The following is a 26,234-nucleotide window of genomic DNA, read 5'->3' as shown; positions in this document are numbered from 1 at the left end:
GACGACTTCATTTTTTTCGTTCTTTCATGCCTTCGCGAAAGGCTGTGCGGCTGCGCGCTTCATATTCGCCTTTTTCGCCGAGCATCACCTGCGCGTCGTTGCTGTTGAGGCGGAAAGAGAACGATGCAAGCTCGCCGGTTTGTGCGCAGATGGCATGAACTTTTGTGACAAACTCGGCCACGGCCAGCAGGTTGGGCATGGGTCCGAACGGCTTGCCTTCATAGTCCATGTCGAGGCCGGCCACGATCACGCGCTTGCCCTGGTTGGCCAGGGTGTTGCAAACCTCCACAATAGCCTCGTCGAAAAACTGGGCCTCGTCAATGCCCACCACGTCGCAGTTGCCGGCCAGCAACAGAATGTCGTTGGCAAAATTCACGGGGCTGCAACGGATGGCGTTTTCGTTGTGCGACACCACCTTTTCGTGATGGTAGCGCCGGTCGATCACGGGCTTGAAAATTTCTACTTGTTGTTTGGCAATGATGGCGCGGTTGAGGCGCCGGATCAGCTCTTCCGTTTTTCCGGAAAACATGCAGCCCGCGATCACTTCGATCCAACCGGCCTGCTCCTGCCTGAATTTTCCGCCAAGGTGGGGTTCAATAAACATGGCCCTAAAGGTAGAGGTTAGTCGTGAGATGTGGATTGCGGACCCGAAGTTTATGCAGCGCCCGTGCCTTTGGGTTAGGATGAGTAGGTGACGTGCGGCAACTTGCTTTCGTCGGGCGCCCGAATGCAAACGTCGCCCGTCACGACCGACTGACAGGCCAGGCGTTCGTCCGGGTGCAACAGGCCCTGCCGATGGTATTTTATTTCGGCGGCCGTCGGGTCCGAAATGTGGTCCATGCCGCACATAACCCTAACTTTGCAGGTGGTGCAGCGCCCTTTTGCCCCGCAGGCGTGAGGCCAGTCCAGTCCGTTGGTGTGGAGGTGGTACAACAGGGTTTTCGAGGTGTCGCGAACCTCCAGCGTTTTCTGAAACAGATTTTCGATGACGATGGTGGCCATGGCGGAAATTAGCGTTCGGAAGCGAAAAGTTAAAACATAAAAACAACGGACCGAAGGGACGCCCCCGGATAATGCACATTGCTGAATATCCATTAACTTTATAGCCAAAGTATTAATCTGACAATAACCGCATGGACGAAAAGATTAGTCTGGAAGCCATCGCCCTCTACGGAGATGCCTACGCCGACAAAGTGCTGAAGGGATTTTTTTCTTCGAAGGAAAGAATCACAGGTTCCGAGATTCTATCGCTGTGCAACGTACAGCAGGTGAATCTTTTTATCGTGCGCGAATTATTCAAGTCGTGGAAAGAAGAAACCCGGAAGTTGAAAAGTTCCTACTTCGACTATGAAAACGAAGAAGTGAAAGAGGCGCTCGAAAACCTGATGAGCACCTTGTCGCAAAATATTTCGATCGACCAGGCCCACTTTGCGCCGCTGCTGAAAAAGGCCGTGAGCCAAACGCTGCTGGTGGTGTTCGATCCCTACGATTTTTTTGCCATGACCCTGACGGGGAAAAATAACAAACTGGAAGTGGCTCCCTTCCGCGAGGAAATTAAATACCTCAAAGTGAATAAAGCGCCACTGGAGGGCATGCTGCAAAGACTGGAACAAAAGGGCGTCACCGACATCTCGGGAAACGAAGCCTTTGCCATACTCGATCAGATTTTGGAAGAGGTCAACTTCAACCCGGAAGACGTGGAGGAATACCTCGAAAAATTTTCGGCCGTGGTGCCTTTGGACGCAAACCGTTTCTATGTGGCCCGCACACCCGTGCAGGAGTTCACTCCTCCTCCTGCCAACACACCCAAGCCAACACCCCCGCCCGCATCCCCGGCCCCGCCGTTGATTGTAGCGGAGACAAAAACAACGCCGCGTCCCCCCGAGCCTTCAAAAGCCGCCGCGCCACCACAGCAACAACCAAGGCCTGCGGCCACCAATCAACCCAAAGCTCAACCACAACCCACGCTCAACGAGGCCATCAACCGGCAACCCCGCTCTGCTGTGATCGACAACTTTATTAAAATCGACAAGATTCGCGACAGCCTCACTATCAACCAGAAGTTCATGTTCACCAAAGTGCTTTTTCATGGTGACTTCGAATTGTTCAGCCGCGCCATCGACCAGCTCGACCGGTTTGAAAATCTGAAGGCGGCCCTGCGCTACATCGAAGAAGAACATTCTGTTGGGTGGGACAGCGACAGCGAAGAGTTCCATGAGTTTATGGAACTGGTCGAGCGCCGGTTTTTATAATCCTCCTTTTTAAAATCTTTTTCAACGGTAAAACGCATGGAAAAATTTTTCACGCCGCTATTGGTGCTTCACATCGCCGGTGGCGCCGCAGGTTTGCTTTCAGGTTCCATCAACATTGTGCGAAGCAAAGGTGACAATCTTCATCGCAAGGTGGGCATCGTTTTTCTATATGGAATGCTCATCGCCGGCGTCTCGTCGCTTTTGTTGGCCGTGCTGCACCTAAACTATTTTCTGTTTATGGTGGGCGTGTTCACGCTCTACCTGGTGGGAACGGGCCAGCGATATTTGTCGCTGAAAAATCTCGGCAAGGGACAACGCCCTGCCCTCATCGACTGGATACTCACCGTGAGCATGATCGTGTTTGGATTGGCCTTCATCGTGAAGGGTGGTGAATTTGTATTTGGTGGTCAGACCTTTGGCGCCGTGTTTCTGGTGTTTGGATTTTTTGGATTGCGACTGGCCCGGAAAGATATCAACCACTATCAAGGCAAAGTACGCACTAAAAGATTCTGGCTTGTCGCGCACTTGCAACGCATGATCGGTTGCTACATCGCAGCGCTCACGGCATTCATTGTGGTGAACAACACCGCGCTGCCTCCCGTTGTGGCGTGGCTGGCACCGGTAGTACTGCTGGTGCCGCTCATTGTGCGCTGGTCCAGGCAATATCGTGGCGATGCATTTGTGTCCGAACCTACCGAACTGAAAGTCTAGATTTTTTAAAAGTTGTCTTCTGCTAAATCCGCTGCAACACCTGCATGCGGTGGATGTCGAGCTTCAGCAAAATGAAGAGCAGGATGGTGAAGCCCCAAAGCGACGAACCACCATAGCTGAAGAACGGCAACGGAATACCAATCACGGGAAAGAGCCCGATGGTCATGCCGATGTTCACGGCAAAGTGGAAAAAGAATATACACGCCACCGAATAGCCATACACCCTCGCGAAGCGATTCTTCTGTCGTTCGGCCAAAAACAAAATGCGCAGCAACAAGGCCACGAACAGGCTCATGATGAAGAGGCTTCCAATCCAGCCGTGTTCTTCGCCGATGGTGCAGAAAATAAAGTCTGTGCTTTGTTCGGGCACGAAGTCAAATTTTGTCTGTGTGCCTTTCAAAAAGCCTTTGCCCAGAAAGCCACCGCTGCCGATGGCGATTTTCGATTGCGTCACGTTCCAGCCAAAGCCAAGCGGGTCTGCATCGGGATTGATCAGCGCCTTCACACGGTTTTGCTGGTGAGGCTTCAGCACATTGGTCACTACATAGTCCACACTCACAATCACGCAGCAAACCGCGATGGCGGCGGCGGTCAACAGCATGATGCGTTTTGGTTTTTTCTTGCCCATGATGATGGCGACAACCAGTATGATGCCAATGCCCGTGAACAAATAATATTCGTTGACCAACAACGTGAGAATGAAAATGACTGCAGCCACCACGCCCATGATGATGAGCAGGGGCGACATGCCTTCACGAAAAAACACCAGTGTGAACACCGTAAACACCAATGCTGTTCCCGTGTCTTTCTGAAGCAGGATCAACACCATGGAGCCACCAATCATCGCGAAAAGAACGAGCTGATTTCGCAATTGGTCCATGCGAAAACCAACGGACCCAATATACTTCGCCACCGCCAGCGCCGTGGCAAACTTGGCAAACTCCGACGGCTGTACACCAAACGATCCAATGCCAAGCCACGCCTTGTTTCCACCCACTTCCTTTCCCACGATGGGCACAAGGAGCAGCAGAAATAAGACCGCACCATAAATAATGTAGGCAAAGGTTTCATAAAACCGCATGTCAATGATGAGGATGGCCATGATGATGATGGCCGATCCGGCAATGAACAAAAGCTGTCGTCCGGAGTTGATGGTGACGTTGAAGATGGAAAGGTTCTCGTTCTGGTCGTAGGTAACGGCATAGATGTTAAGCCAGCCCGCAAACACAATGGCCATGTAGAGGCCCACGGTCACCCAGTCGATCTTGTCCGATATAAATTCGTCTTTCCGCATCCGTCAGAGAAATTTTCCTTTCAACACATACTCTTCAATTTGAGGACGCTTGGTGGCGCCATACAAATATTTTTCAATCATGAGGCTGGCGATAGAGGCCGCCGCACGTCCACCTTGTCCGGAGAATTCAACATAGACCGAGATGGCGATCGTCGGGTTTTCTTTTGGCGCGAAGGCAATGAACACCGAGTGATCGGGGCGTGGTTCGTTTTGCACGGTGCCGGTCTTGCCACACACAATCACGTCTTTCAACTTTGCACGATACTGCGCAGTTCCCGCTTCCACCACACGCTCCATAGCATCCCTGGCCACGCGGAAATAGGCCGAGTCGATGGTCGTAAAATGTTTTTCAACATAGGCGGGCAGCGGTTTGCCCGATGGGCCGATGGCTTTCACCAGGTGTGGCGTGATGTAGTATCCTTTGTTGGCCACCGTGGCGGCGAAGTTTGCCATCTGCAGCGGAACCACAAGGTTTTCACCTTCGCCAATGGCAATGGAATAGATGTTCGAGAATTTCCAGGGGCGTCCGCCATACGCGCGGTCATAGTATGCCGGGCTTGGCACCAGTCCGCGTTTTTCGTTGGGAAGGTCAATGCCCAGACGTGTGCCGAAGCCAAAGCTCGACATGTGCTTGTTCCACTCGGCCAGGCCAACGCGCGTGTCGTCGAAGGGATTGTTAGACTTGCCCTGGTTCAACATGCGGCGCAGCACACCCCAGAAGTAGGGGTTGCACGAGTTGGTGATGGCGCCGCGAAGATCTTCGTTGGTGTGCGGACCGTGACAGTCAATGATGGAACGGTCGCAGCGGATGCGCGTCTCGGGAGTGATCACACCTTCCTGCAAGGCTACCATGGCTTGTGCAATTTTGAAGATGGACCCGGGGCGGTATTGCGCCATGAGCGGACGATTGAACAACGGCTTGTTGGTGTCGTTGCTGATGAGCACAAAGTTGGAGCTGTAGTTCTTGCCGGTGAGCAACGTGGGATCGTAAGAAGGGCCCGACACCATGGACAGAATTTCGCCTGTTTTGGGTTCGATGGCGATGATACTTCCCGATTTTCCTTTCAACAGGAACTCGCCGTATTTCTGAAGTTCAAGGTCGATGGTGCTGGTGATGTCCTGACCTGGGGTGGACAGTGTGTCCATCTCGCCGTCGCGGAACGAGCCTTTCTCGATGCCGTCCACATTGCGCAGTTTGAAGCGCACGCCCCGTGTGCCGCGCAGATATTGTTCATAGAACGCCTCGATGCCGCTTTGGCCGATGTAGTCGCCTTGTTTATAGATGCCGGTTTTGTCGCGTTCCAGTTTTGTTTTCGAAATTTCGCTCACATAGCCGATGGCATTGGCTGCCGCTTGGGCATTGTAGGCGCGCGTGGTACGGGCCTGAATGTAGAAGCCCGGAAACTCGTCGATGTTGTCTTCGATCTTGGCAAAGTCGCGGGCCGAAAGCTTGGTGAGGAAAATGGTGGGCTTAACAGGGCTGTATTCTTTTTTGGCCTTCAGTTCTTTGAACGACTGACGGAGCCCGGCCGGTGTCATGGAAAACACTTCGCAGAATTTTGCCGAGTCCAGGTTTTTCACTTCGCGTTGAATGATCTGCAAGTCAAACTCGGGCGTGTTGTATACCAAAAGCTTTCCGTTGCGGTCATAGATCAAGCCCCGCACCGGGTAATCGATCTGGCGGAGAATGGCGTTGCTATTGGCAAGTTGTGCATAGCGATCGTCCACCACTTGGATGAAAAACAGTTTGATGAGGAATACAAACGCCACCAGCACAAAAACGATCTGAATTATTTCTTTCCGGCCTTCATTCATTTTTCAACCAATTTTAAAGTCCTTCAACACGGCGTAAAAAAACAAGGTGGGGCAGATGCCCGGAACCTAGCGGCCTCTTCCGCTGGGAAACAAAAACTGCGCTATTAAAATTACGAATAATGTAAAAAAAGTGCTGGTGATTGTTTTCCACAACGTGAACCAAAACATGCCAAAGCCCCCGGCTTCCATATAGAACAACACCGCATGATGCAGAAACAACATGGGCGTCATATACACCATGAACCACTGCAGGCCGTTCAGCGCCAGCGACGGAATTGCGCTGCTGTCGTAGCCACCCTGCGGGGTGAGGTTGTTGAGCCAATAGTTACGCACATACATCACAAGCACACAGGCAAAGGCGTGGAGGCCCATGCTTTCATAAAAAAGATCTACCGTGAACCCCATCACAAAACCAATGGCCATCAAAATGAGCGGATTGGTTTCTACGGGCAGCAACAGCAGGTAGGCTACATACAAAAAGCAGAACGCCGTGTGAAACAGCACCACGTTTTGCAGGATGAGTACCTGATAGAACAGGTAGATAAAAAACGATACAATCTGTAGAATGCTTACACGGCTCATCGTTCCAGCTTTTGGATGACCTGCTCCACCGAATCCTGTTCGGCTTGCAAATGATTTTTAACCAATGTCACAAACGAGAGCTTGCGAAAATCCTGGCTCAGCTTCACGTTGATGTCATAGAACAGCGAGCCGTTTCGCAGCTTCACGTCTTCGATAATGCCGATCATGACGCCTTCGGGATAAATGGCGTTGTAGCCCGACGTGACCACCGAGTCGCCCACCACTGGTTTAACATGGGGTGGGATGTATTTGAGGGCGATGTGGTCGGGGTCGGTTCCCTGCCACTGCACGGTGCCAAAATCGCCGGTGCGTTTCAGCAAGGCCGACACCATCCAGTCGATGTGCAGTATGGAGGTGACCACGCTATAGTGTTTGGATACGGTTTTCACTTTGCCCACCACCCCCAGCGGACTGATCACACCCATGCCGGGTTCAAGACCGGCATCCTGGCCTTTGTCGATGGTGATAAAGTTTTTGAAGAAGTCCACGTGGTTGTTCACCACCTTGGCGCTGATGAAGTCGTATTGCTTCACCATCACCGAGTCGCGGATGGTCAGAGAATCGAGGGGATAGGCAATGGCGCGCTGCGGACGGCCCAGTTGTTTTTTCAGTGCGGCGTTTTCTTCCGCCAGCATGCGGTTCACTTCGCTGAGCTGAAAATAGTCGCGAACCCCTTGCGAGAAGTTGTTCATGGCGGCCACCAGCCCGTTGGAGGAGTTAAAGAACTTGGTGCCCTGGTACTGATTGTTCTGCACAACCAACCAGGCACAAAAGATCTCTAGAGCTAGAAAGGTGAAGAAGGCGCGGTTTTGAAATACAAAAAGAAGGAGCCGCTCCATGTCTTACGTCATCAACACTGCACGATACTGTTGAATGTTTTTCAGCGTCTGGCCCGTGCCACGCACCACGGCGCGCAACGGATCGTCGGCCACGTGAATCGGCAGCTTGGTTTTCAACGCCAGGCGTTTGTCGAGTCCCCGCAGCAAGGCTCCACCCCCGGTCAGGTAGATGCCACGCTCATAGATGTCGGCCGACAATTCGGGAGGCGACGTCTCCAGTGCTTTCAACACAGCCTCTTCCAGTTTCGAAACAGACTTGTCGAGTGCGAATGCAATTTCAGAATAGCTGATCTTGATGGTCTTCGGAATGCCGGTCATAAGATCGCGGCCACGGATTTCGTAGTCAGGAGGTCCGTCGTCGAGTTCCGTAAGCGCCGAGCCTACTTCAATTTTCACTTTCTCGGCCGAACGCTCGCCGATCAGCAAATTGTGCTGGCGACGCATGTAGTCGAGGATGTCGCGGTTGAAGGTGTCACCGGCTACGCGGATAGACTGGTCGCACACAATACCCGAAAGGGCAATCACCGCGATGTCGGTCGTTCCGCCCCCGATGTCAACAATCATGTTGCCGATGGGTTGTTCAATATCGATGCCCGTGCCTATGGCGGCGGCAATGGGTTCATAAATCATGTATACTTCCTTGGCACCGGCGTGTTCGGCCGAGTCGCGCACGGCGCGCTTCTCCACTTCCGTGATGCCCGAAGGAATGCAGATCACCATGCGGTAGGAAGGTGGGAAGAGGCGCTTGCCTGTGTCGATCATTTTGATGAGACCGCGTATCATCATCTCGGCCGCTTGGAAGTCGGCGATAACACCTTCCTTGAGCGGGCGGATGGTTTTGATGTGATCGTGCGTTTTCTCGTGCATCTGCATCGCCTCACGGCCGATGGCCAGCACTTTCGTATTCACTTTGTCGAGGGCGATGATAGAAGGTTCGTCAACGACAATTTTATCCTTATAGATGATCAGTGTGTTTGCTGTGCCCAGGTCTATCGCAATGTCGCTGGTGAAGAAATCAAAAAATGCCATGTATGTCTTTTGCCTTATGGTTTTAAATGTGAACGCCTGATATTCTGGAGAGTGGATCGTAAAATTGCATCTAATTTACCAAAATAAAGACGAACGCTTCAAAAATGTAAGTTTTTTAGCGCCACTGAAAATTTTCTACCGCCGGAAATCTACGCTCGAAGAATTAATCAACACGAGCGATCATGTCAATGTTTGAAATGACGCGTGCCGGTGAAGACCATCGCCATTTCGTGTTGGTCGCAGACGGCAATAGAGTCCTGATCCTTCACAGAACCACCCGGCTGAATCACCGCACGGATGCCAGACTGGTGAGCAATTTCCACACAATCGGGGAACGGGAAGAATGCATCGGAGGCCATGGCCGCTCCGTTCACCGACAATCCGAACGATGCTGCCTTCTCGATGGCTTGCTTCAACGCATCCACACGCGACGTTTGACCCACGCCGCTGGCAATAAGTTGTCCGTCTACTGCCAGCACAATGGTGTTTGACTTGGTGTGCTTGCAGATCTTGCTCGCAAACAACAGAGCATCCACCTCGCTGGCCGTGGGCGCTCGTTTGGTCATCACCTTCAGGTCGGCTTTGGCATCGGTCTTCAAATCGAGATCTTGCTCAATCACACCGTTGAGCAGGGTTTTGTATTGAACGGTTTCTTTCAACGGCTGCTTCTGCAACAAAAGCATCCGGTTCTTTTTCGACTTCAGCAACGCCAGCGCGTCGTCGTCGTAGGCCGGTGCGATCAGGATCTCGAAGAAGAGCTTGTTAATTTCTTCGGCCGCGGCCAGGTCGATTTTACGATTTGTAGCCAAAACACCACCGAATGCCGAAAGCGTGTCGGCCTGGAAGGCTTTGAGGTAGGCCTCTTTCACCGTCGACGATACGGCCACTCCACACGCGTTGGTGTGTTTGATGATGACAAACGCTGTCTCGCCATCAAACTCCTGCACCAGGTTCACGGCCGCGTCAACGTCCACGAGGTTGTTGTAGGAAAGTTCTTTGCCATTCAGTTGTTCAAACAAACCGTCGAGGTCGCCATAGTAGGTTCCGCGTTGGTGGGGGTTTTCGCCATAGCGAAGGGCGCGTCCTTCCTGAATGCTTTTCTTGAAACCGGGAAATTGAAACTCCTGGTTAAAGTAGTTATAGATGGCCGTGTCGTAGTGCGACGTGACTCCAAACGCCAGGGCGGCAAACTTCTTGCGATCGGCCAGTGTGGTGTCGCCATTGCCGGATTGCAGCAGCTCAAGCAGACTGCCGTATTGCGTGCGCGAAGAAACGATGAGCACGTCTTCGTAGTTCTTGGCCGCGCCACGAATGAGCGAGATGCCGCCAATGTCGATCTTCTCGATAATATCTTCTTCGGTGCCGCCTTTGGCCACGGTTTCTTCAAAAGGATAAAGGTCCACAATCACAAGGTCGAGTGGCGCGATGTTAAACTCCTTTGCCTGTTTCAAATCGCCGGCGTCTTCGCGACGATAGAGAATGCCACCAAAAACAGCGGGGTGCAAGGTTTTCACACGGCCTCCAAAGATCGAGGGGTAGCCCGTCAATTTCTCCACGGGAACCACCGGGTATCCCAGCTTCTCAATGAACTCCTGCGTGCCACCGGTGGAAACAAATTCCACACCCTGCTTGGCCAGCGTGTGCACAATGGGCTCGAGGTTGTCTTTATAGAATACGGAGATTAAGGCGCGGGTGATCTTGCGGGTAGACATGGAGGTTTCAGGGTATTAAAATGAGGTGCAAAAGTAGGCGTTGCGGACCGAATACGAAAGACGGAGTCCACTAATTTTCAGACACTTGAACGCAGCGAAAGGGGAAAATGAAAAAAGGTAAAAGCAAGCCGCCTTACCCAGGCAGGTAGTCGGATTCTTCGTACTCTTCAAACTCGATGGTGAAATCGTCGGCATCCATGTAGGCCGGGAAGCGATCGCGGAAAGCCGACAGCGCGTTGGCGCTAAGCTCGGTGGTGCGAATGGCTTCCATGCCTTCGTTGGTATAGATGGTGTCGCCTTTGGGGCTGATCACCGAAGAGTGACCGTTATATTCAATGCCTTGTCCGTCCTGCCCCACGCGGTTCACACCCACCATGTAGCTGAGGTTTTCGATGGCGCGCGCTTTCAGCAACGTGTCCCATGCGTCGATGCGGGTAATGGGCCAGTTGGCGACATAAATGGCCACGTCGTAGGAAAGTTTTTTGGTGGTGATGTCCCACTTGTTTCGCGTCCACACGGGGAAACGCAGGTCGTAGCACACCAGCGGGCAAATTCTCCAACCGCGCCAGGTGCCGATGAGGAGGCTTTCGCCGGGCGAGTAGGTTTTGTGTTCGTTGGCCATTCTGAAAAGATGGCGCTTGTCGTAGGTCTTGAAATTTCCGCCCGGCTCCATCCACAACAAACGGTTGTAGTAGCGGTCGTGCACCGTGGCAATGAAGCTGCCCAGAATGAGCGCGCCGGTTTGATCGGCCATTTGCTTCATCCATTTGAAGGTGCGCATGTTCATGTGCTCGGCATATTTGTGCGCCGCCATGGTGAACCCCGTGGTGAACATTTCCGGAAGCACGATCACATCGGTCGATCCGCTGATTTGCCAGATCTTCTCTTCAAACATGGATAAATTGGCGTCGATGTCTTCCCAATTGATATCCGACTGAATTAAGGTGATTTTTAGATCGTGCATGGCAGGTAATAATTATCCGGACCGCAAAGAAAACAAATGCCGGGTGAAATGTGAAGCGCTTTTTGGCGGGAGGACAGAAAGAACCTAAAATCGGCCGGTGGAATGTGCAGGGGCAGATTTTGTTTTGCGGCCCGTCAGAGCTTCCGGAGTATGTTGCACGCCTGGGCCAGGGTTTCTTCCTTCTTGGCAAAACAAAACCGCAGCAGGCGATTGTCGGTCTTGTCGTGATAAAAAACCGACACCGGAATGGCCGCCACTTTAAATTTCTTCGTCAGCTCTTCGGCCATGGCCACATCGGGCTGCGACGAAATGTTTCGATAAGACACCAGCTGAAAATAAGATCCTCGACAGGCCCGTGGTTCAAACGATGAACCCTTTATCTGATCCAAAAAGAAGTCGCGCTTCTGCTGATAGAAATTCCCCAGCGTCTCATAATGCTCCGGGGTCTTCAGATATTCGGCGAGAGCCAGCTGCACGGGCGTGTTCACACTGAACGCAATGAACTGGTGGGCCTTGCGCACTTCGCTCATCAATGCTGCCGGACCCACCGCATAGCCAACTTTCCAACCCGTGGCATGAAACGTTTTGCCAAACGAAAACACGGCAAGACTTTGTGCCGCCAAAGCTGGATAACGTAACACGCTCTGATGGGCCACACCATCGTAGATGAGCCGCTCATACACTTCGTCGCTTAACACCAGAAGATTGTGTTCCAGCGCGATGCTCTCCAGCGTGCGAAGATCGTGTTCGGTCAGCACGGCGCCAGTGGGGTTGTGTGGTGTGTTGATCATGATCATGCGCGTGCGCTTCGTGATGCGCGAACGCACATCGTCCCAATCGATCGAAAAGTCGGGTTGACGCAAATGCAGGTGCACCGGCACACCGCCATTGAGGCGAATGGCGGGATCGTATGAATCGTAGGAAGGGTCGAACAACAACACTTCATCGCCGGCATGGATGAAGGCGGCAATGATCGAGAAGATGGCTTCGGTGGCGCCGGGTGTGACGGTGATTTCGGTGTCGGCATCAACGGCATGTCCATACGTTTTTTGAATGACGCCGGCAATGGCTTGCCGCAGGGCCACCGCCCCGGGCATGGGGGCATATTGATTGTGATCCTCCAGCATGTAGCGATGCACCAGGTCGATAATCTTCCGATCGATACTGAAATCCGGAAAGCCTTGCGACAGGTTGATGGCACCGTGGTCGAGCGCCATCTTCGACATGACCGTGAAAATGGACGTGCCCACATCGGGCAAGCGAGAGGAGATCTTTATCATATGTTCTTTATCCGGAAAAGTCACAAAACCAGACCTCCGCCCAGGCGCAAACGGCCAAACCCGGCCCCATGCAACTACTTCTTCAACGGCGCGGCTATGCGATATTCCGTGTCCACTTTTCCTTTCGAAATGTCGGAGAGTTTTCCTTTCAGGAGGCGGCGCTTCAGGGGGGTGAGGTAGTCCACAAACATTTTGCCTTCAATGTGGTCGTATTCGTGCTGAATGATGCGGGCCTTCATGCCGTCGTAGCGTTCTTCGTGCTCCACCCAGTCGGCATCGAAATATTTGATGGTGACGCGCTCGCGACGTGTCACTTTTTCGCGGATGTTGGGGATGCTGAGACAGCCTTCTTCATATTCCCACGGTGCGCCGGTTTCGTCGAGCACCACCGGGTTGATAAACGCCTTTTTGAAATCGGCCATGGCCGGCTCGTCTTCAATCACGCTGCCGTCCACCACAAACAGGCGAATGCCTTTTCCAATCTGGGGAGCCGCCAGCCCGATGCCACTGGCATTGTGCATGGTTTCGTACATGTCTTCAATCAGCTGATGTACGTCTGTGCCCGGCTCGATATTGCTGGCCCGTTGCCGCAAAACCGGGTCGCCATACATAACAATAGGGTAAATCATGTGCAAATTTAATAACCGCAGCTTATTTACCGCGCTCCCATCGGACCACTTTTCGGTGAAAATCTTTGCGGCGTAAGGTCTGGGGTGAGATAGGATTACCGGCGTGCTTCCAAAAACGACTGCAAAATGATGGTGGCGCTGATCTTGTCCACATTGCCCTTCACCTGCCGGTCTTTTTTCTTCATGCCGCCGTCAATCATGGCGCGCATGGCCATGCTGCTGGTGAAACGTTCGTCGGCGAGGTGCACGGCCTTGTCGGGGAAAGCTTTCTTCAGTTCCTCCACAAAAACCCGCACCAGGGGTGCAATCTGCGAATCTTCGTTCAGCAATGTTTTGGGCATGCCCACCACAAATTCGTCCACCGTTTCCTTTTTGACATAGGCCGCGATGAAGGCCAGCAGTTCGGTAGTGGCCACCGTGTCGAGCGGGGTGGCAATGATGCGCAAGGGGTCCGTCACGGCAATGCCGGTGCGTTTGGTTCCATAATCGATGGCGAGAACTCTACCCATGGTTGACGATGTGCATGCAAGCTACAAATCTTTGTGCAAACCAGAAGGTTTCACGTGCACGCCTCGAAAGACCTCTGACAACAATTGATCACAGTATGATTGCCGCTGCTAACGGAAACACTATGCGTGTGGTACTTATTTTTTATAATACAACTGCACAAGTCCCGAGGGGTAGGCAATGGTGTCGGTAAGCTTGAAGAGTTTCCGTTCGTTCAGTTTTCGGAACAGCGGCAGTCCATCGCCCAGCAACAGCGGGTGAATGGATAACATCAATTCGTCCACCAGGTCTTCTTCCAGCAACGGATGAATGATCTCTGCGCCGCCAAACAGCCAGATGTTCTTGCCGTCTTTTTCTTTGAGCGCGCGCACAACGTCGGGAATGTCGTCGGAGGTAAACACCACGTTGGGATAGGGTGTGCCTTTCTCGGTGCGCGTGAACACATAGTTGGTGTACTCGGGGTAAGGCGGACCGTATTGCAGCAGAAGCCTGTACGATTTTCCACCCATCACGGTGGTGTCTATGCTGTTCAGGAAGTTGGTCATGCCATAGTCGGCGTCGGTGAAGCACCAATCGTATTCACCCTGAGGGCCGGCAATGAAACCGTCGAGACTCAGGGCGAGGTTTAGGATAACTTTTCGCATAGTAGGTTAAGGAACGGATGGAGAACGCTGAGGATGCGTGTGGCAATATGTTTTTAGCGACAAAGATTTCCGGTGTGTTAACGACCGGCCCCAGCGTTGTGAAAAACGGAGAAAATCACGCATCCTTCGGGAGATAAAAAATCGCCGGGAATGGGTTCCATCAAAAATTAAAAAGCAGAAGAAAAGATGACGTGTCGTTAGTTGAACTTGGCTTTTTCGAAGAAGGCCGTTTTCACTTTGTTCTCCAGGGCCATGGCCTTGGGAAAAAGAATTTCGTTCTCGATGCGGGCGTGTGTGATGAGACTTTTTTCGAAGCCCTTCAATTCGTTATACAACACTTTCACATGCAGCGGCGCGTGGGGTGTGAGGTGATAGTCTTTGGTGATGTTGCGTATGCCTTCCATTTCATCGTCGTGTGCTTCGTGCTCCATGGCGAATTTGTGGACGGAATTTTTCTCCAGCAGATAATACAACTTGCCGGGCATGTAGCGTCCTTTCACGGCGCGCTCCAAGGCCTGGATGAAACTGAAGAGCGTGTCTTCTTCTTCGTAGATGTGGGCGATGAAATCTTCGACAAACAGCGGGAACACGATTTTCAGATCGCGTTCCACGGTTTTGAAGTCTTCGTGGTTTGCCTTAAAGCTCTCTACCAGCCGGGCAATGTAGGGCAGCTTGTGTTTGATGAAGAGGAAATGCGAATGCTTGAGGTATTCAATGATGAGGTCGATGGGATACGACACCAGCGGTAGATCGGCTTCCTGCAGGTGCGTGGGCGATTCCATTTCGCGAATCACCTGTTCCACTTTCAGGCCGCGTTGCAGGCACACCTCGTTCAGCGTGAGTTCGGAATATTCGTAGAAACGGATGCCAAAATAAAACAGCACGTAGGCGTGAACGTAGTTGCGGTCCACCAGCTCAGAAATGCGCGTATCTTTCAAGGCTTCCTTACTCATGATTCTTGTAAAGATAAACGAAAATTCCTGTATCCGGCTTTTTTTCCGGACCGAAGAACGGGGATTTGCAAGCTGTTGTTTTAGGGGTGGAAATGGCCCTTTTCTCCGGAAAAGGTAGTCGCCGGCGGCAGCCAATTTGGCGTTATGCTATTGAGTTTGCCCGCCAACATTTATTTTAGCGGTTCGTTAATACTTTTTTTAATCCATTCCAGATGACGGAGAACAGTAATTCTAAATATCAAATCCGGCTTCCGCTGGTGCTTTGCCTGGGGCTGGCAGCGGGGGTTTTTGTGGGCGCGCGGCTCAATGCGCCAAAGGGATCGAGCGACGTGGGGGGCGAGGTGCAGAAGTTTCGCGAAGTGCTGACCCAGATTCAAAACGACTATGTTGATACCGTAAATACGGCCGAATTGGTGGACGACGCCATTCAGCACATGCTCAACAAACTTGACCCACACTCGGCCTACATCACCGCGGCTGATCGCGTGGCCTCCAACGAAGACCTGCGTGGCAATTTCGACGGCATCGGTGTTGAGTTCAGCATCTTCCACGACACCATTGTGGTGGTTTCGGCCCTCAGCGGCGGCCCCTCCGAAGCGCTGGGTATTCAAAGCGGCGACAAAATCATTAAAGTTGACAAGAAGCTGCTCGCCGGCGTGGGCATTCAATCGGCCGATGTCATGAAAGCACTGAAAGGGCCGAAAGGAACCGAGGTGAACGTGACCATTCTGCGCGGCAGAAAAGAAATCGACTACAAGATTGTGCGCGACAAAATCCCACAGTATTCCGTGGACGTGGCCTACATGGTGGACGCCGAAACGGGCTACATCAAGGTGAACCGCTTTGCCGCTACAACGTTCGAAGAATTTCATAGCGCGCTTGAAAAGCTAAAAGAGAAAGGCATGAAAAAGCTGGTGCTCGATCTGCAGGGCAACCCCGGCGGCTACATGCAAATGGCTATCGACATGGCCGACGATTTCCTCACAAAAGGCAAAAAGATTGTTTTCACTAACGGCAAGGAGAAAAAATACAACTCCGAGGCACTGTCTACCGATCGTGGCACGTTTGAAACCGGGCCGCTCATTGTGCTGGTGAACGAAGGCAGTGCCTCGGCCGCCGAAATTGTGGCCGGTGCGCTGCAAGACAACGACCGCGCCCTGGTGGTGGGTCGCCGGAGCTTTGGCAAAGGCCTGGTGCAGGCACCGTTCGACCTGAGCGATGGCTCCGAGCTTCGCCTCACCATTTCGCGCTACTACACCCCTACGGGTCGCTCCATTCAGAAACCTTATGAAGACGAAGATGAATATTCGCGCGACATCATCAGCCGCTACAACCACGGCGAATTTTTTCACGCCGACAGCATCCGCTTCAACGACTCGCTGAAATACACCACACCCAATGGCCGCAAGGTCTACGGCGGTGGCGGCATCATGCCCGACTATTTTGTTCCGCTCGACACAACCCAAAACAGTCACTACCTCAACGAGCTCTACACATCAAGCTCCATCCTGGAATATACCTTCAGCTATGCCGAAGCACACAAGGATGAGCTGGTGAAAAAAGGTGTTGAAAGCTTCCTGAAAAATTTCACCGTCACCGACGACATGATCGAAGGCCTTGTGAAAGTGGGCGAGCGCAACAAGGTAAAGCCCGACCGCAAGGAGCTGCGCTTGAAGAAGCGATTGTTCCAGGTGCACATCAAGGCCCAGATTGCCCGCAAGGTGTGGTCGAACGAAGAGTTCTTCCAGGTGATGAACGAAACAAACGAGGTGTTTTTGCAGGCAATGAAACTGTTCGATCGCATCCCGACCGAACTGGACCGTCGAAAAATGTAAGCGCGTCAAAAAATATTATTAAGCAAATCCCGGTATGACGAACATGCCGGGATTTTTTATTTGGCGAAAATCGAATTCGCAGAACAGTCTTCCGAACGGTGCAAACAGACAGCGCGATTGTTTAATTTTGACTACAACCAACCCGCGCACACGTATGTATTATCATCGCCTGGGGCAGGTGCCTCCAAAACGGCACACGCAATTCCGTCAACCCGACGGAAGTTTGTATAAGGAAGAAGTGGTCAGCTCCGAAGGTTTTTCCGGCATCTACTCCATCCTCTACCACCACCATGCACCTACACGCGTGAAGCAGGTTGCCGAGCCGGTGAAATACGGCCCCACGCGCATCGCCGACTATTCTCTGCGCCACACGCACCTCAACACCTCGAAGGTGCAAACCACCGGCGGCGACTATCTCGACGCACGCAAGGTGTTGCTCATGAACAACGACTGCTCGCTTTCCATTTGCGCACCCTCAAAGCGTACCATGGATTACTTTTATAAAAATGCCGAAGGCGACGAAGTGATCTTTGTGCACGACGGACAAGGAACGCTGATCTCTCCCTTTGGCAAACTCGACCTCCAAAAAGGCGACTATGTTGTTATTCCCCGCACGGTCATCTATAAACTTGAATTCGAAGAAGGTCCACTGCGGTTGCTCATCATCGAATCGGCATCGCCGGTCGAAACGGTGAAGCGTTATCGCAACCAACTGGGGCAGTTGCTGGAACATTCGCCCTATTGCGAGCGCGACATTCGTCCACCCCACACGTTGGTGACCGACCACGCCAAGGGCGACCATTTGCTCAAGATCAAAAAGCAGGGCTTCCTGCATCAGTATGTGTACGACTACAGTCCGTTGGATCTGGTAGGCTGGGATGGATTTCTGTGGCCCTACGCGTTTTCCATTCACGACTTCGAGCCCATCACAGGGCGACTGCATCAGCCGCCTCCGGTCCATCAAACTTTTCAGGGACATAACTTTGTGATCTGTTCGTTTGTGCCCCGCCTGTTCGACTATCATCCGCTGGCCATTCCCGCGCCCTACAACCACAGCAACATCGACAGCGACGAAGTGCTTTATTATGCCGAAGGAAATTTCATGAGCCGCAAGGGCATTGAACGCGGTTCGTTCACGTTGCATCCCGGTGGGCTTCCTCACGGACCACATCCGGGCACGGTCGAGAAAAGCATTGGCGCAAAAGAAACACACGAGCTGGCCGTGATGCTCGACACCTTCAAACCGTTGTTCCTCACCACCGACGCGCTGGCCTTCGAAGACAAACATTATCCCATGAGCTGGACAGAAGAGGACCCGGGAAATTTTAATGAAGTGAACGCGCCATAGTGTGCGGCAGAACCCTTAGTTTTCGATCGTAAAAAAAAGAACATGAGCTCCCGCTATTCACAGACCATCCAGATCCGTTGGGCCGACATTGATGCCAACCGCCACTTGCGCCATTCGGCGTATTATGATTTTGGCGCCACCGTGCGCATGATGATTCTCAGTGAAAATGGACTCACCACCGAAAAGCTGGAAGAGTTGAAAATGGGACCGGTGCTCTTTCGCGAGGAGGCCATTTTTAAACGCGAAATATTGCTCGAAGATGTGATCACGGTAGACGTGGAGTTGGTGAAAGCCACGCCCGACTATGGCCGCTGGAGCATCCGCCACAATTTTCACAAGGCCGACGGCACACTGGCCGCCATCATTAACATCGATGCTGCCTGGATCGACATGGTGAAGCGCAAGCTCACGGTGCCCGATCCGTTTATTCAAAAGATCTATGAAAATTTTCCGAAGCCTGCAGACTTCGAGTGGGTGGTGAAAAAGGCTTAGGCCTTTCCGGTAATCCACCGGTCAATCACCTGCGGGAAGTGCGCATATTCCAGCGCGTGCACTTTCGACGCAATGGTTTCGGGTGAGTCGCTGGCCGACACCTCGCAGGATGCCTGAAAAATGATGCGGCCTTCGTCGTAATGTTCGTTCACCAGGTGGATGGTGATGCCCGTGGTTTTCTCGCCTTCGGTTTTCACGGCTTCGTGCACCTTCATGCCATACATGCCCTTGCCGCCAAACTTGGGTAACAACGATGGGTGTATGTTGATGATGTGGTCGGGAAATGCGTTAGTCAGATAAGCCGGCACAAGCCACAAGAAGCCGGCAAGCACCACGTGTGTCACTTCCTTTTCGCGAAGCCATTCCAACACCACTTCCGATTCTTTGTATAGCTGACGGGTGAACACTTTTGTGGCCACGCCAAATTTTTCGGCACGCTTCAGGGCAAAGGCCTCGGCATTGTTGCTGAGCAGCAACACCACGCTGGCCCGTGCGTGTTCGCGAAAATGATTCATGATCTCTTCGGCGTTTGTGCCGCTGCCGGAAGCGAAGATGGCGATTTTGAATTCTGTGGACATGCCCATTGATTACGTCAGTGCCCCGAACATTCGGGGCCGCAAGATCGCGGAAGATTTGGAAACAAAAAATGCAAGGCCTACACAAACGCCATGCTGCTGATGCCCAACAGCATGATGATCTTGCAAAATGCACTAAGCCACGAAAAATCTTTTTTCATGTCGGCCCGCAGCAAACGATAGAAGAGCCACAGCAGCGGCAGAAACAGAAACACGGTGTAATATTGAAAGGGCAGGGCCGCATAGAGCTGGTTCAGCACCAGCACCGTGGCCGAGAAAACCGCGAGAATGCCATAGATGATCATTTTGGTTTTGCGCATGCCCAACACAATGGGCAGGGTTTTGCATCCAAACGTGTTGTCGCCCTTCAGGTCTTCCATGTCTTTGATGATTTCGCGCACCAGCGTCATGAAAAAAGCAAACAGGGCGTAGATGATCACCAGCGCGCTGTGCGTGCCATAGAGCAGATCCACCACATAGATCGAAAGCCCCGTGAGCATGGCCACCGTGAGGTTGCCCACGAAGGGAAGTCGTTTCAGACTGTTGGAATACCACCACAAGAGGAAAACCGAAAACACATTCACGGCCACCAGTCGCCACGACAACAGCAAGGCCAGCACGATGCCGAGCGACGAGAGCACCACGTGAAACAAAATGGCATAGCGCCGCGTGATGTGTTTGCCAATGACCACGCGTTCCGGCTTGTTGATGTAGTCGATCTTCACATCGTAGTAGTCGTTGATGATGTAGCCCGCCGCGGCGATCATCACCGTAGACACGGAAAGAATAAAAAGGCGAATGTCGGTGAACGTGTGGGGTCCGATAAGAAAGCGCGCTGTGAAATACTGGGCAAACCCGATGATCACAAGGTTGCCAAACCGCGTCAGTTTGAGGAGCGATTCAATGAAGGTGCTTGTTTGGGATGATTCTTGTGCCATGATGCCCGCCGGTAAAAATAAGTACGAATCGCGAGCAACAAAGGACGAACGGAATTAAGTTTTTCGGTTTCACACCCTTTGGGTAGGCAAAAAAAAGAATGGTCCGTGAAGCGATGCTCCACGAACCATGACCTGGAAACCGAGCCAACTGGTTTAGTTTTCTACCGTAATTTTGAATGTTCTGCGGAAGGTTGTTATCGTAATGATGTTGTCGCAAGTGCCGTCGCCATAGTCAACGGTACGCTTGCGCACGCTGTAGCCATTCAGTTTGGTCATCTCTACCACGCCCGACACCCGGGCGAAGTTGCCTTGTGCGGCACACGACCAGTCGGCAATGATGGGCTCCACAATTTCCTGTGTGAAGCTGCGGCCGTTGGTGGCCACGCCGCTCACCGAACCCGTGATGCGATAAATATTGTTCGACATGTCATCGTCGCCATAGCCCGAAATCCACTCGCGCGTTCTGTCGCCGTTAAACACAATGTTCTGGCCGCTGGGGAACGTGACGGTGAGGTCTTTCAGTCGTTTGGTGGACTGCACGTGGTTTTCGGCATTCACTGAAATGTCGCGCAGCTCAATGGTTCCGGTCACGCCCTTGTTGTTCACAAAATAGTTTCCGAAGGTGATGATGCGGTTGGCAATGCTGTCGCCAACTTCGGAGCTATACGCGATAAAGATTTTACCTTTTCTAACGCGGCCGTAGGGGCCGGTGCAACCGTCGCCAAAATCGATGGTGATGATTTTGTTCACTTTGTCGTCGGTCACCGTGGCACACATCGTGTTAACACGGCCGCCGGTGGATGTCAGTTGATTTTCGCCCTGGTAGGCAATTTCCAACGCGTCGTCAGAGGCATCTTCGCCTACCGAAACCGATTCTACCGCTTGTTCTTCTTCAGCGTCGGTGCCCGTGCGGGCATCTTCATCGCGATTACACGACACGGCAAGCAGGCCGGCAATCACCATGGCGCCATAGGCTGATTTTAAGAAATTCATTTTCATGTTGTTTAAAGGTTAAACTCTTGGTTATGATATAGAACAAAGAGAACCCAAGCTGGCCAGTCTGGAATTCACGTGAAGGCTCCACTGCATCTGCTGTAGAGATTTCTTTTTCCGTTTCCGGAATAATGCAGCTTAGAGGAAGTTGAGGAGGAAAGGTTTAACGCGGGGCTACGATTTTTTTTTCACCAGCCACGAAGTGGCCACCAGCGAGATGGCGCCGGCCACAATCATGATAAACGTTTGCCAGCCGTGAAAGATGAACGTGAACGCCACGGCTTCGCTTTGCGGAATGGCGTAAAGGAAAACAAGTCCCTGGGGAACCAGCACGTGATAGGACCCCGTGCCGCCGGGCAACGGTGCCGCCATGGCAATGGACCCAATGGCAAACAGGCTCATCACCGCATGAAAGCCCAGCTCGTTGGTAGCCGGAAATGCTTTGACAACCGTATAGCTCATGGCGAAATAGAGAAACCAGATGAGCAGCGAATGAAAAATGAACAGCCACTTGTTCTTTAGCTTAAACACCGACAACACGCCGTCTTTGAAGCCGTGCCATGTTTTTTTCACCCAGGCGTTCACCTTCTTGTTTCTTCGAATCACAAAAAAAGCAACCACACACAACACCACGGCAAGAATGCCTATATAGAGTAGCGCCGTGAGTTTTGATTGATGATCGCCCTGCCCGATGGGCAATGTTTCGATGAATGCAAAAAGTTTTTGAGATTCCAGGATGAACGAGATGCCGATAAGGATGAGCAAACACAACACATCCACGATGCGCTCCAGCACCACCGTGCCAAACGATTCTTCTACCGGAATAGCTTCGAGCTTGTAGAGATTATAGCAGCGCGACACTTCGCCGCCGCGGGGAATGGCCAGGTTCACGAGGTAGCCCACCATGAGCGATAAAAAACTGTCGCGCAGCTTTGGTGTTCGGCCCAACGGCGTGAGCAGCATGCGCCAGCGCTCGGCGCGCACCACGTGGCTCAGCATGGCAATGGCGGCCATGAGCAGCAGCCACCCTTTGTGTGCGGCGTCCCAGGTGTGTTTCAGGTAATCCCATTTGTTTTCGCCTTCGCCGGCGGTGAGACCGCGAAGCGAGAACCAAATGAGCAGCGCCGTTAGGGCCAGGATAAGGGTGTACTGAAGGACGTTCTTGAGGCTTGAGGGCACGGGACTACATTAAAAATTTCCGCTCAAGGTAGTTTATTATCGGGAGTTGGGAAAATGATGGTGGGTTTGAACGTCTTGGCCTTCTTGAATTTCATAGATGCATATGAAATGATGATCACAATGTCTCCCACCTGAGCTTTGCGTGCAGCGGGGCCGTTCAAACACACCATGCCCGACCCGCGTTCACCTTTGATGACATAGGTTTCCAGGCGTTCGCCGTTGTTCACATTCACCACAGCCACTTTTTCGCCTTCAATCATGTTGGCGGCATCCATCAAATCTTCGTCGATGGTGATGCTGCCCACATAGTGCAATTCTGCCTGCGTGATCTTGGCGCGATGAATTTTTGATTTTAAAACTTCTATTCTCAAGGTTTTAAAAGTTTTGTTTCAACAGAAAAACTATAATGATGGAAGAAAAGTTTGCGTTGCGCATCTAGCCCACAAACAGGTTGTCGATGAGTCGCACTTCGCCGGCAAACGCAGCGATGCACAAAATGGCAGGGCTGGCATCTTTAACGTTGGTCAACGACGTTAAGTTTTTGCGATCGGCCACTTCAAAATACTCCAGTTTCATTTCGGGTTCGTTGTTCACCATGTCGGCCACCATCTTCTTCACAACGCGAACCTCCTGGCCTTGTACAAGGGCTTCTTTGGCCTGTGTGAGTGCTCTAAAGAGCACATCGGCATGCTGCCGCTGCGATTCGCTGAGGCGAAGGTTGCGCGACGACATGGCCAACCCGTCGGCTTCGCGCATGGTGGGCACAGAATGCAATACAAGATCAAATTTCAGTTCGTCTACCAGCGCGCGGATAATGGCAAACTGCTGCCAGTCTTTTTGGCCGAAATAGGCCTGGTGCGGTTGAACGATGTTGAAAAGTTTCGACACCACCAAGGCCACGCCACTAAAATGTCCGGGGCGAAATTCGCCTTCCATCACTTTGTCAAGTTGGCCGAAATCGAACTTAAGCATCGACGGGTGATCGTACATCTCTTCGTTGTCTGGGCAAAAAAGGGCATCACATCCAACTTTTTCGAGCAATGCAACGTCCTTGTCGAGAGTCTTCGGATATTTCTGAAGATCGGCCGGGTTGTTGAACTGGGTTGGATTAACATAAATGGTGGCTACCGTAAGCGAATTATGCGCTTTAGACGTTTCTACGAGGGAAATATGACCCTTGTGCAGGGCGCCCATGGTAGGCACCAATCCAACGGTTTTACCGGCCAGTTTGGCGTCTTTAAGGTATGCTTGGAATGGGGCTATCTGCTTGAAAATCTCCATTTTAGGCCATTTTGGCAAGGGGCGCAAAGATATAGGGAAAACTGAAAATAAGTTGATCGAGGGGGTATTTTTTTGTACTTTTGTGGCTCAATTTTCCATTCTACTTTAAATTCAATCAATATGTCAAAACTTCGAGTTCTTTATGTAGCCAGCGAGATCAACCCGTTTCTGCAAACCTCCGAAGTAGCGGACTTTGTGCGCAAACTTCCACAGGCTATGCAAGAAAGGGGAATGGAGATCAGGATACTGGTGCCTCGGTTTGGGATTATCAATGAGCGTAAGAACCGGTTACATGAAGTTGTGAGATTGTCGGGGATCAACATAGCTGTTGGTGATGAGGAGAAGCCTTTGATTATTAAGGTAGCATCAATTCCGAATGCAAAACTGCAGGTCTATTTCATCGATAACGAGGATTACTTCCATCGCAAATCGGTTTTCCACGACAAAGAAGACAACTTCTATGAAGACAACGACGAGCGCGCCATCTTCTTCTGCAAGGGCGTTATCGAAACCGTGCGCAAATTAGGATGGGCTCCCGACGTGGTGCATTGCAACGACTGGATTACCAGCTTTATTCCGTTGTATCTCAAAACCACCTACAAAAACGACCCGTTGTTCAAAAACACAAAAACCGTTTTCACCATCTACAATAACTTCTTCTCCCACAAGTTTAAGGGAGACATCATGGACAAAGTGAAAATGATGGACATTGAAGACAACATGTTGGGCAACCTCAAGTCGGCCGACTTCGAAGGATTCATCAAGTTGGGCGTTGAGTTTTCGGATGCCGTGATCGTGGCGGGAGAAAACAAGAAGCTGGAAGGCCTCTTCAAGAAAATCAAAGAAAAGAAAGTCGAAAACTTCGGCAACGACGAAAACTCAACCGAATCGTATTATAATCTCTATAATGAACTTATGGGCTAACCGTGTAGGGCAACTGGCAGTATTGGCAGTTGCCTTATTTTTTTTCTCGTGTAAAGAAGATATCAGCAGTCTCGGATATCGAAACCCAAATTCAAAGTATAAAGTCGCGTACGTAGAAATTCCAGTCACCAGCAGCGTCATTCTGCTGGACTCGATCCGTACGTCCAACTTTTATTTTGGTGGTGAAACCAATCGTTTCATGGTCGGCTCTTACCACGACAATGTGTTTGGCGATGTAACCGCATCAACCTTTGCACAGTTTTTCACAAACACACTAAACAAGATCGGCCCCACCGCAGAGTTCGACTCGGTGCATCTTCGCCTCGGTTTTGATTTCTATACCTATGGATCTGCTACGCAGTCGCTACAGAATTTTTCGGTATACGAACTCGACGAAGAAATGAAAGACACACTGGTGACGTCCTATTTTAACCGGACGGACATTCCCGCCACCACGCTGTTGGGCTCCAAATCGTTTGGTGTGAACGTGACTGATTTCAACAACTACCTCACCACGCCACCCACGTCGGCAGTCTACCAAACCATTCCAATCAACGCCGAGTTTGGCAAGCGGATTTTTGATGTGGCGGTGCGCTACCGCGACGCGGCCAATAAAGCTGATTCGCTCTACATCCACTACGACGAATTCACAAAGCTTTTCAAAGGCATTGCGGTGAAAGCAACCGGCGACAAAATTATCGGCTTCAACCCCACCTCGCCCGAGTCGCGCATTGTGGTGTGGTATCACGAAGGCGACAAAGACAGCCTCACCTTCTCGCTTTCGTTCAGCAGCTTGTCGTATCTCAAAAATTTCAACCAGATAAAAGGAAATCGCTCCGGCTCCGAAGTGAACGACGTGAACCAATACTGGACGGAATATTTGCAGGATGGCAGCAACCGCTATGTGCAGCAAGGCACGGGCCTCATGACACGCCTCGACCTCAGCAAGTTCTATGAATTTGCCGACACCGTGCCGAACGTCATCATAAACTCGGCAGAATTGATCGTGGAGAACGTGCAAACGTCCGACCTTGCGCCGCCCCCAGCCCTCTCGTTGCGCATGCTGTTGAGCAACAATCACCTGAACTATTATTCAACAACAAACCCGCAAGACGTGGCCGACGCTGCGCTGTATCGCGGCTTTGCCCGCATCGACTATTCCGGATCGAGCTCGGTGCCTGTGGTGGATCACGACAGTGCGTTTTATGCCAGCGGCGATCGCACGTCGGTGTTGCCCTACAACAGCACGGCAAAGACCTACAACGGCATCATAACGCTTTTTTGCCAACAGATGGCCGTGAAGGATGCCCGGAAAACACCGTTCAAGTATTTCGCTCTGTATCCCACGCTCTCGCCCGCAGCGCCCAGCTCTAAAGCTGTGAACCGTGCTGTGTTTCCGAAGAGCGGCATCAAACTGAAAGTGTTTTATACCAAACCAACAACAGCCGCAAACTAAAA

At 51.8% G+C, this 26,234-nt stretch carries 27 protein-coding genes; 7 read left to right on the top strand and 20 right to left on the bottom strand.

The annotated features are described in order from the left end of the window. Positions 1 to 7 precede the first annotated feature (7 nt). A complete protein-coding gene (locus JI741_RS09900) occupies positions 8 to 604 on the bottom strand; it encodes a thymidine kinase (RefSeq protein WP_202008911.1) in 597 nt (198 codons plus the stop codon). 74 nt (positions 605 to 678) lie between these two features. Beyond that, complete coding sequence (locus JI741_RS09895) at positions 679 to 1,002, bottom strand: 2Fe-2S iron-sulfur cluster-binding protein (protein ID WP_202008910.1); 324 nt, start codon at positions 1,000 to 1,002, stop codon at positions 679 to 681. A 131-nt stretch (positions 1,003 to 1,133) separates the two neighbouring features. On the opposite strand from JI741_RS09895, the gene JI741_RS09890 reads away from it, so the two are divergent. Both JI741_RS09890 and JI741_RS09885 read left to right on the top strand, forming a co-directional pair. After that, positions 1,134 to 2,252, top strand: a complete 1,119-nt coding sequence (locus JI741_RS09890) for a DUF8457 domain-containing protein (protein WP_202008909.1) — start codon at positions 1,134 to 1,136, stop codon at positions 2,250 to 2,252. A 36-nt stretch (positions 2,253 to 2,288) separates the two neighbouring features. Beyond that, complete coding sequence (locus tag JI741_RS09885) at positions 2,289 to 2,963, top strand: DUF2306 domain-containing protein (protein ID WP_202008908.1); 675 nt, start codon at positions 2,289 to 2,291, stop codon at positions 2,961 to 2,963. 22 nt (positions 2,964 to 2,985) lie between these two features. Here the strand turns inward: JI741_RS09885 and rodA are convergent, their stop codons facing one another. From rodA to JI741_RS09825, 12 genes are all read right to left on the bottom strand, one after another. After that, positions 2,986 to 4,257: a rod shape-determining protein RodA gene (gene rodA / locus JI741_RS09880; RefSeq protein WP_202008907.1), complete on the bottom strand. Its 1,272-nt coding sequence runs from the start codon at positions 4,255 to 4,257 to the stop codon at positions 2,986 to 2,988. 3 nt (positions 4,258 to 4,260) lie between these two features. Beyond that, positions 4,261 to 6,072 carry a penicillin-binding protein 2 gene (mrdA, locus tag JI741_RS09875; RefSeq protein ID WP_202008906.1) on the bottom strand — a complete coding sequence of 604 codons (1,812 nt, stop codon included), beginning with the start codon at positions 6,070 to 6,072 and terminating at the stop codon, positions 4,261 to 4,263. 66 nt (positions 6,073 to 6,138) lie between these two features. Further along, positions 6,139 to 6,654, bottom strand: a complete 516-nt coding sequence (locus JI741_RS09870; RefSeq protein ID WP_236675984.1) for a Rod shape-determining protein MreD — start codon at positions 6,652 to 6,654, stop codon at positions 6,139 to 6,141. Further along, positions 6,651 to 7,493 carry a rod shape-determining protein MreC gene (gene mreC, locus JI741_RS09865; protein WP_202008905.1) on the bottom strand — a complete coding sequence of 281 codons (843 nt, stop codon included), beginning with the start codon at positions 7,491 to 7,493 and terminating at the stop codon, positions 6,651 to 6,653. The genes JI741_RS09870 and mreC overlap by 4 nt, the downstream gene beginning before the upstream one ends. A 3-nt stretch (positions 7,494 to 7,496) precedes the next feature. After that, a complete protein-coding gene (locus JI741_RS09860; protein WP_073134508.1) occupies positions 7,497 to 8,522 on the bottom strand; it encodes a rod shape-determining protein in 1,026 nt (341 codons plus the stop codon). A 185-nt stretch (positions 8,523 to 8,707) separates the two neighbouring features. Then, positions 8,708 to 10,234, bottom strand: a complete 1,527-nt coding sequence (gene purH / locus JI741_RS09855; RefSeq protein WP_202008904.1) for a bifunctional phosphoribosylaminoimidazolecarboxamide formyltransferase/IMP cyclohydrolase — start codon at positions 10,232 to 10,234, stop codon at positions 8,708 to 8,710. Between the two features lie 133 nt (positions 10,235 to 10,367). Next, complete coding sequence (locus JI741_RS09850; protein ID WP_202008903.1) at positions 10,368 to 11,198, bottom strand: amidohydrolase; 831 nt, start codon at positions 11,196 to 11,198, stop codon at positions 10,368 to 10,370. Between the two features lie 134 nt (positions 11,199 to 11,332). Continuing rightward, positions 11,333 to 12,478: a methionine aminotransferase gene (locus JI741_RS09845; RefSeq protein ID WP_202008902.1), complete on the bottom strand. Its 1,146-nt coding sequence runs from the start codon at positions 12,476 to 12,478 to the stop codon at positions 11,333 to 11,335. A gap of 74 nt (positions 12,479 to 12,552) precedes the next feature. Beyond that, positions 12,553 to 13,107: a peptide deformylase gene (gene def / locus JI741_RS09840; protein WP_202008901.1), complete on the bottom strand. Its 555-nt coding sequence runs from the start codon at positions 13,105 to 13,107 to the stop codon at positions 12,553 to 12,555. A gap of 95 nt (positions 13,108 to 13,202) precedes the next feature. Next, positions 13,203 to 13,616, bottom strand: a complete 414-nt coding sequence (gene ruvX / locus JI741_RS09835; protein ID WP_202008900.1) for a Holliday junction resolvase RuvX — start codon at positions 13,614 to 13,616, stop codon at positions 13,203 to 13,205. Between the two features lie 135 nt (positions 13,617 to 13,751). Next, entirely contained in the window at positions 13,752 to 14,258 is a 507-nt protein-coding gene (locus JI741_RS09830; protein ID WP_202008899.1) for a dihydrofolate reductase family protein, read from the bottom strand. A gap of 197 nt (positions 14,259 to 14,455) precedes the next feature. Beyond that, positions 14,456 to 15,211: an iron-sulfur cluster repair di-iron protein gene (locus JI741_RS09825; protein ID WP_202008898.1), complete on the bottom strand. Its 756-nt coding sequence runs from the start codon at positions 15,209 to 15,211 to the stop codon at positions 14,456 to 14,458. A 212-nt stretch (positions 15,212 to 15,423) separates the two neighbouring features. Here JI741_RS09825 and JI741_RS09820 point away from each other — a divergent pair, with 212 nt between their 5' ends. The 3 genes from JI741_RS09820 (at position 15,424) to JI741_RS09810 (ending at position 18,886) form a co-directional block, all read left to right on the top strand. Then, a complete protein-coding gene (locus tag JI741_RS09820) occupies positions 15,424 to 17,046 on the top strand; it encodes a S41 family peptidase (RefSeq protein ID WP_202008897.1) in 1,623 nt (540 codons plus the stop codon). Between the two features lie 154 nt (positions 17,047 to 17,200). Then, the gene (locus tag JI741_RS09815) at positions 17,201 to 18,394 is read left to right on the top strand and encodes a homogentisate 1,2-dioxygenase (protein WP_202008896.1); all 1,194 of its coding nucleotides are present in this window, start codon (positions 17,201 to 17,203) and stop codon (positions 18,392 to 18,394) included. Between the two features lie 42 nt (positions 18,395 to 18,436). Continuing rightward, complete coding sequence (locus JI741_RS09810; protein ID WP_202008895.1) at positions 18,437 to 18,886, top strand: acyl-CoA thioesterase; 450 nt, start codon at positions 18,437 to 18,439, stop codon at positions 18,884 to 18,886. Here the strand turns inward: JI741_RS09810 and purN are convergent. The 6 genes from purN to panC all read right to left on the bottom strand — a co-directional run bounded on the left by purN (position 18,883) and on the right by panC (position 23,852). Then, complete coding sequence (purN, locus tag JI741_RS09805; RefSeq protein WP_369411748.1) at positions 18,883 to 19,464, bottom strand: phosphoribosylglycinamide formyltransferase; 582 nt, start codon at positions 19,462 to 19,464, stop codon at positions 18,883 to 18,885. The two genes, JI741_RS09810 and purN, sit on opposite strands and share 4 nt — an antisense overlap. Positions 19,465 to 19,541: 77 nt before the next feature. Further along, positions 19,542 to 20,399, bottom strand: coding sequence for a geranylgeranylglycerol-phosphate geranylgeranyltransferase (locus JI741_RS09800; RefSeq protein WP_202008893.1), 858 nt, complete (start codon positions 20,397 to 20,399; stop codon positions 19,542 to 19,544). A 153-nt stretch (positions 20,400 to 20,552) separates the two neighbouring features. Further along, positions 20,553 to 21,398 carry a hypothetical protein gene (locus tag JI741_RS09795; protein ID WP_202008892.1) on the bottom strand — a complete coding sequence of 282 codons (846 nt, stop codon included), beginning with the start codon at positions 21,396 to 21,398 and terminating at the stop codon, positions 20,553 to 20,555. 168 nt (positions 21,399 to 21,566) lie between these two features. Then, positions 21,567 to 22,571, bottom strand: a complete 1,005-nt coding sequence (locus JI741_RS09790) for a lysylphosphatidylglycerol synthase transmembrane domain-containing protein (protein WP_202008891.1) — start codon at positions 22,569 to 22,571, stop codon at positions 21,567 to 21,569. A 23-nt stretch (positions 22,572 to 22,594) separates the two neighbouring features. Continuing rightward, a complete protein-coding gene (gene panD / locus JI741_RS09785) occupies positions 22,595 to 22,942 on the bottom strand; it encodes an aspartate 1-decarboxylase (protein ID WP_202008890.1) in 348 nt (115 codons plus the stop codon). Positions 22,943 to 23,006: 64 nt separating this feature from the next. After that, on the bottom strand, positions 23,007 to 23,852 hold the full coding sequence (gene panC, locus JI741_RS09780; RefSeq protein WP_202008889.1) for a pantoate--beta-alanine ligase: 846 nt from the start codon (positions 23,850 to 23,852) through the stop codon (positions 23,007 to 23,009). Between the two features lie 120 nt (positions 23,853 to 23,972). Between panC and JI741_RS09775 the strand changes: the two genes are divergently transcribed. After that, positions 23,973 to 24,776: a glycogen/starch synthase gene (locus tag JI741_RS09775; protein WP_202008888.1), complete on the top strand. Its 804-nt coding sequence runs from the start codon at positions 23,973 to 23,975 to the stop codon at positions 24,774 to 24,776. Next, entirely contained in the window at positions 24,760 to 26,232 is a 1,473-nt protein-coding gene (locus tag JI741_RS09770) for a DUF4270 family protein (RefSeq protein WP_202008887.1), read from the top strand. The genes JI741_RS09775 and JI741_RS09770 overlap by 17 nt, the downstream gene beginning before the upstream one ends. The last annotated feature ends 2 nt before the right edge of the window (positions 26,233 to 26,234 follow it).

This window comes from Chryseolinea lacunae (assembly GCF_016735595.1).
GTDB lineage: Bacteria > Bacteroidota > Bacteroidia > Cytophagales > Cyclobacteriaceae > Chryseolinea > Chryseolinea lacunae.
Note: the sequence above shows the minus strand (reverse complement) of the source record. Positions and strands in the feature narration are given on the sequence as shown.

Excerpts from the sequence above, each read along its gene's own strand:
- JI741_RS09900 (WP_202008911.1), bottom strand. The coding sequence starts at position 604 with ATGTTTATTGAACCCCACCTTGGCGGAAAATTCAGGCAGGAGCAGGCC.
- JI741_RS09895 (WP_202008910.1), bottom strand. The coding sequence starts at position 1,002 with ATGGCCACCATCGTCATCGAAAATCTGTTTCAGAAAACGCTGGAGGTT.
- JI741_RS09890 (WP_202008909.1), top strand. The coding sequence starts at position 1,134 with ATGGACGAAAAGATTAGTCTGGAAGCCATCGCCCTCTACGGAGATGCC.
- JI741_RS09885 (WP_202008908.1), top strand. The coding sequence starts at position 2,289 with ATGGAAAAATTTTTCACGCCGCTATTGGTGCTTCACATCGCCGGTGGC.
- rodA (WP_202008907.1), bottom strand. The coding sequence starts at position 4,257 with ATGCGGAAAGACGAATTTATATCGGACAAGATCGACTGGGTGACCGTG.
- mrdA (WP_202008906.1), bottom strand. The coding sequence starts at position 6,072 with ATGAATGAAGGCCGGAAAGAAATAATTCAGATCGTTTTTGTGCTGGTG.
- JI741_RS09870 (WP_236675984.1), bottom strand. The coding sequence starts at position 6,654 with ATGAGCCGTGTAAGCATTCTACAGATTGTATCGTTTTTTATCTACCTG.
- mreC (WP_202008905.1), bottom strand. The coding sequence starts at position 7,493 with ATGGAGCGGCTCCTTCTTTTTGTATTTCAAAACCGCGCCTTCTTCACC.
- JI741_RS09860 (WP_073134508.1), bottom strand. The coding sequence starts at position 8,522 with ATGGCATTTTTTGATTTCTTCACCAGCGACATTGCGATAGACCTGGGC.
- purH (WP_202008904.1), bottom strand. The coding sequence starts at position 10,234 with ATGTCTACCCGCAAGATCACCCGCGCCTTAATCTCCGTATTCTATAAA.
- JI741_RS09850 (WP_202008903.1), bottom strand. The coding sequence starts at position 11,198 with ATGCACGATCTAAAAATCACCTTAATTCAGTCGGATATCAATTGGGAA.
- JI741_RS09845 (WP_202008902.1), bottom strand. The coding sequence starts at position 12,478 with ATGATAAAGATCTCCTCTCGCTTGCCCGATGTGGGCACGTCCATTTTC.
- def (WP_202008901.1), bottom strand. The coding sequence starts at position 13,107 with ATGATTTACCCTATTGTTATGTATGGCGACCCGGTTTTGCGGCAACGG.
- ruvX (WP_202008900.1), bottom strand. The coding sequence starts at position 13,616 with ATGGGTAGAGTTCTCGCCATCGATTATGGAACCAAACGCACCGGCATT.
- JI741_RS09830 (WP_202008899.1), bottom strand. The coding sequence starts at position 14,258 with ATGCGAAAAGTTATCCTAAACCTCGCCCTGAGTCTCGACGGTTTCATT.
- JI741_RS09825 (WP_202008898.1), bottom strand. The coding sequence starts at position 15,211 with ATGAGTAAGGAAGCCTTGAAAGATACGCGCATTTCTGAGCTGGTGGAC.
- JI741_RS09820 (WP_202008897.1), top strand. The coding sequence starts at position 15,424 with ATGACGGAGAACAGTAATTCTAAATATCAAATCCGGCTTCCGCTGGTG.
- JI741_RS09815 (WP_202008896.1), top strand. The coding sequence starts at position 17,201 with ATGTATTATCATCGCCTGGGGCAGGTGCCTCCAAAACGGCACACGCAA.
- JI741_RS09810 (WP_202008895.1), top strand. The coding sequence starts at position 18,437 with ATGAGCTCCCGCTATTCACAGACCATCCAGATCCGTTGGGCCGACATT.
- purN (WP_369411748.1), bottom strand. The coding sequence starts at position 19,464 with ATGTCCACAGAATTCAAAATCGCCATCTTCGCTTCCGGCAGCGGCACA.
- JI741_RS09800 (WP_202008893.1), bottom strand. The coding sequence starts at position 20,399 with ATGGCACAAGAATCATCCCAAACAAGCACCTTCATTGAATCGCTCCTC.
- JI741_RS09795 (WP_202008892.1), bottom strand. The coding sequence starts at position 21,398 with ATGAAAATGAATTTCTTAAAATCAGCCTATGGCGCCATGGTGATTGCC.
- panC (WP_202008889.1), bottom strand. The coding sequence starts at position 23,852 with ATGGAGATTTTCAAGCAGATAGCCCCATTCCAAGCATACCTTAAAGAC.
- JI741_RS09775 (WP_202008888.1), top strand. The coding sequence starts at position 23,973 with ATGTCAAAACTTCGAGTTCTTTATGTAGCCAGCGAGATCAACCCGTTT.
- JI741_RS09770 (WP_202008887.1), top strand. The coding sequence starts at position 24,760 with ATGAACTTATGGGCTAACCGTGTAGGGCAACTGGCAGTATTGGCAGTT.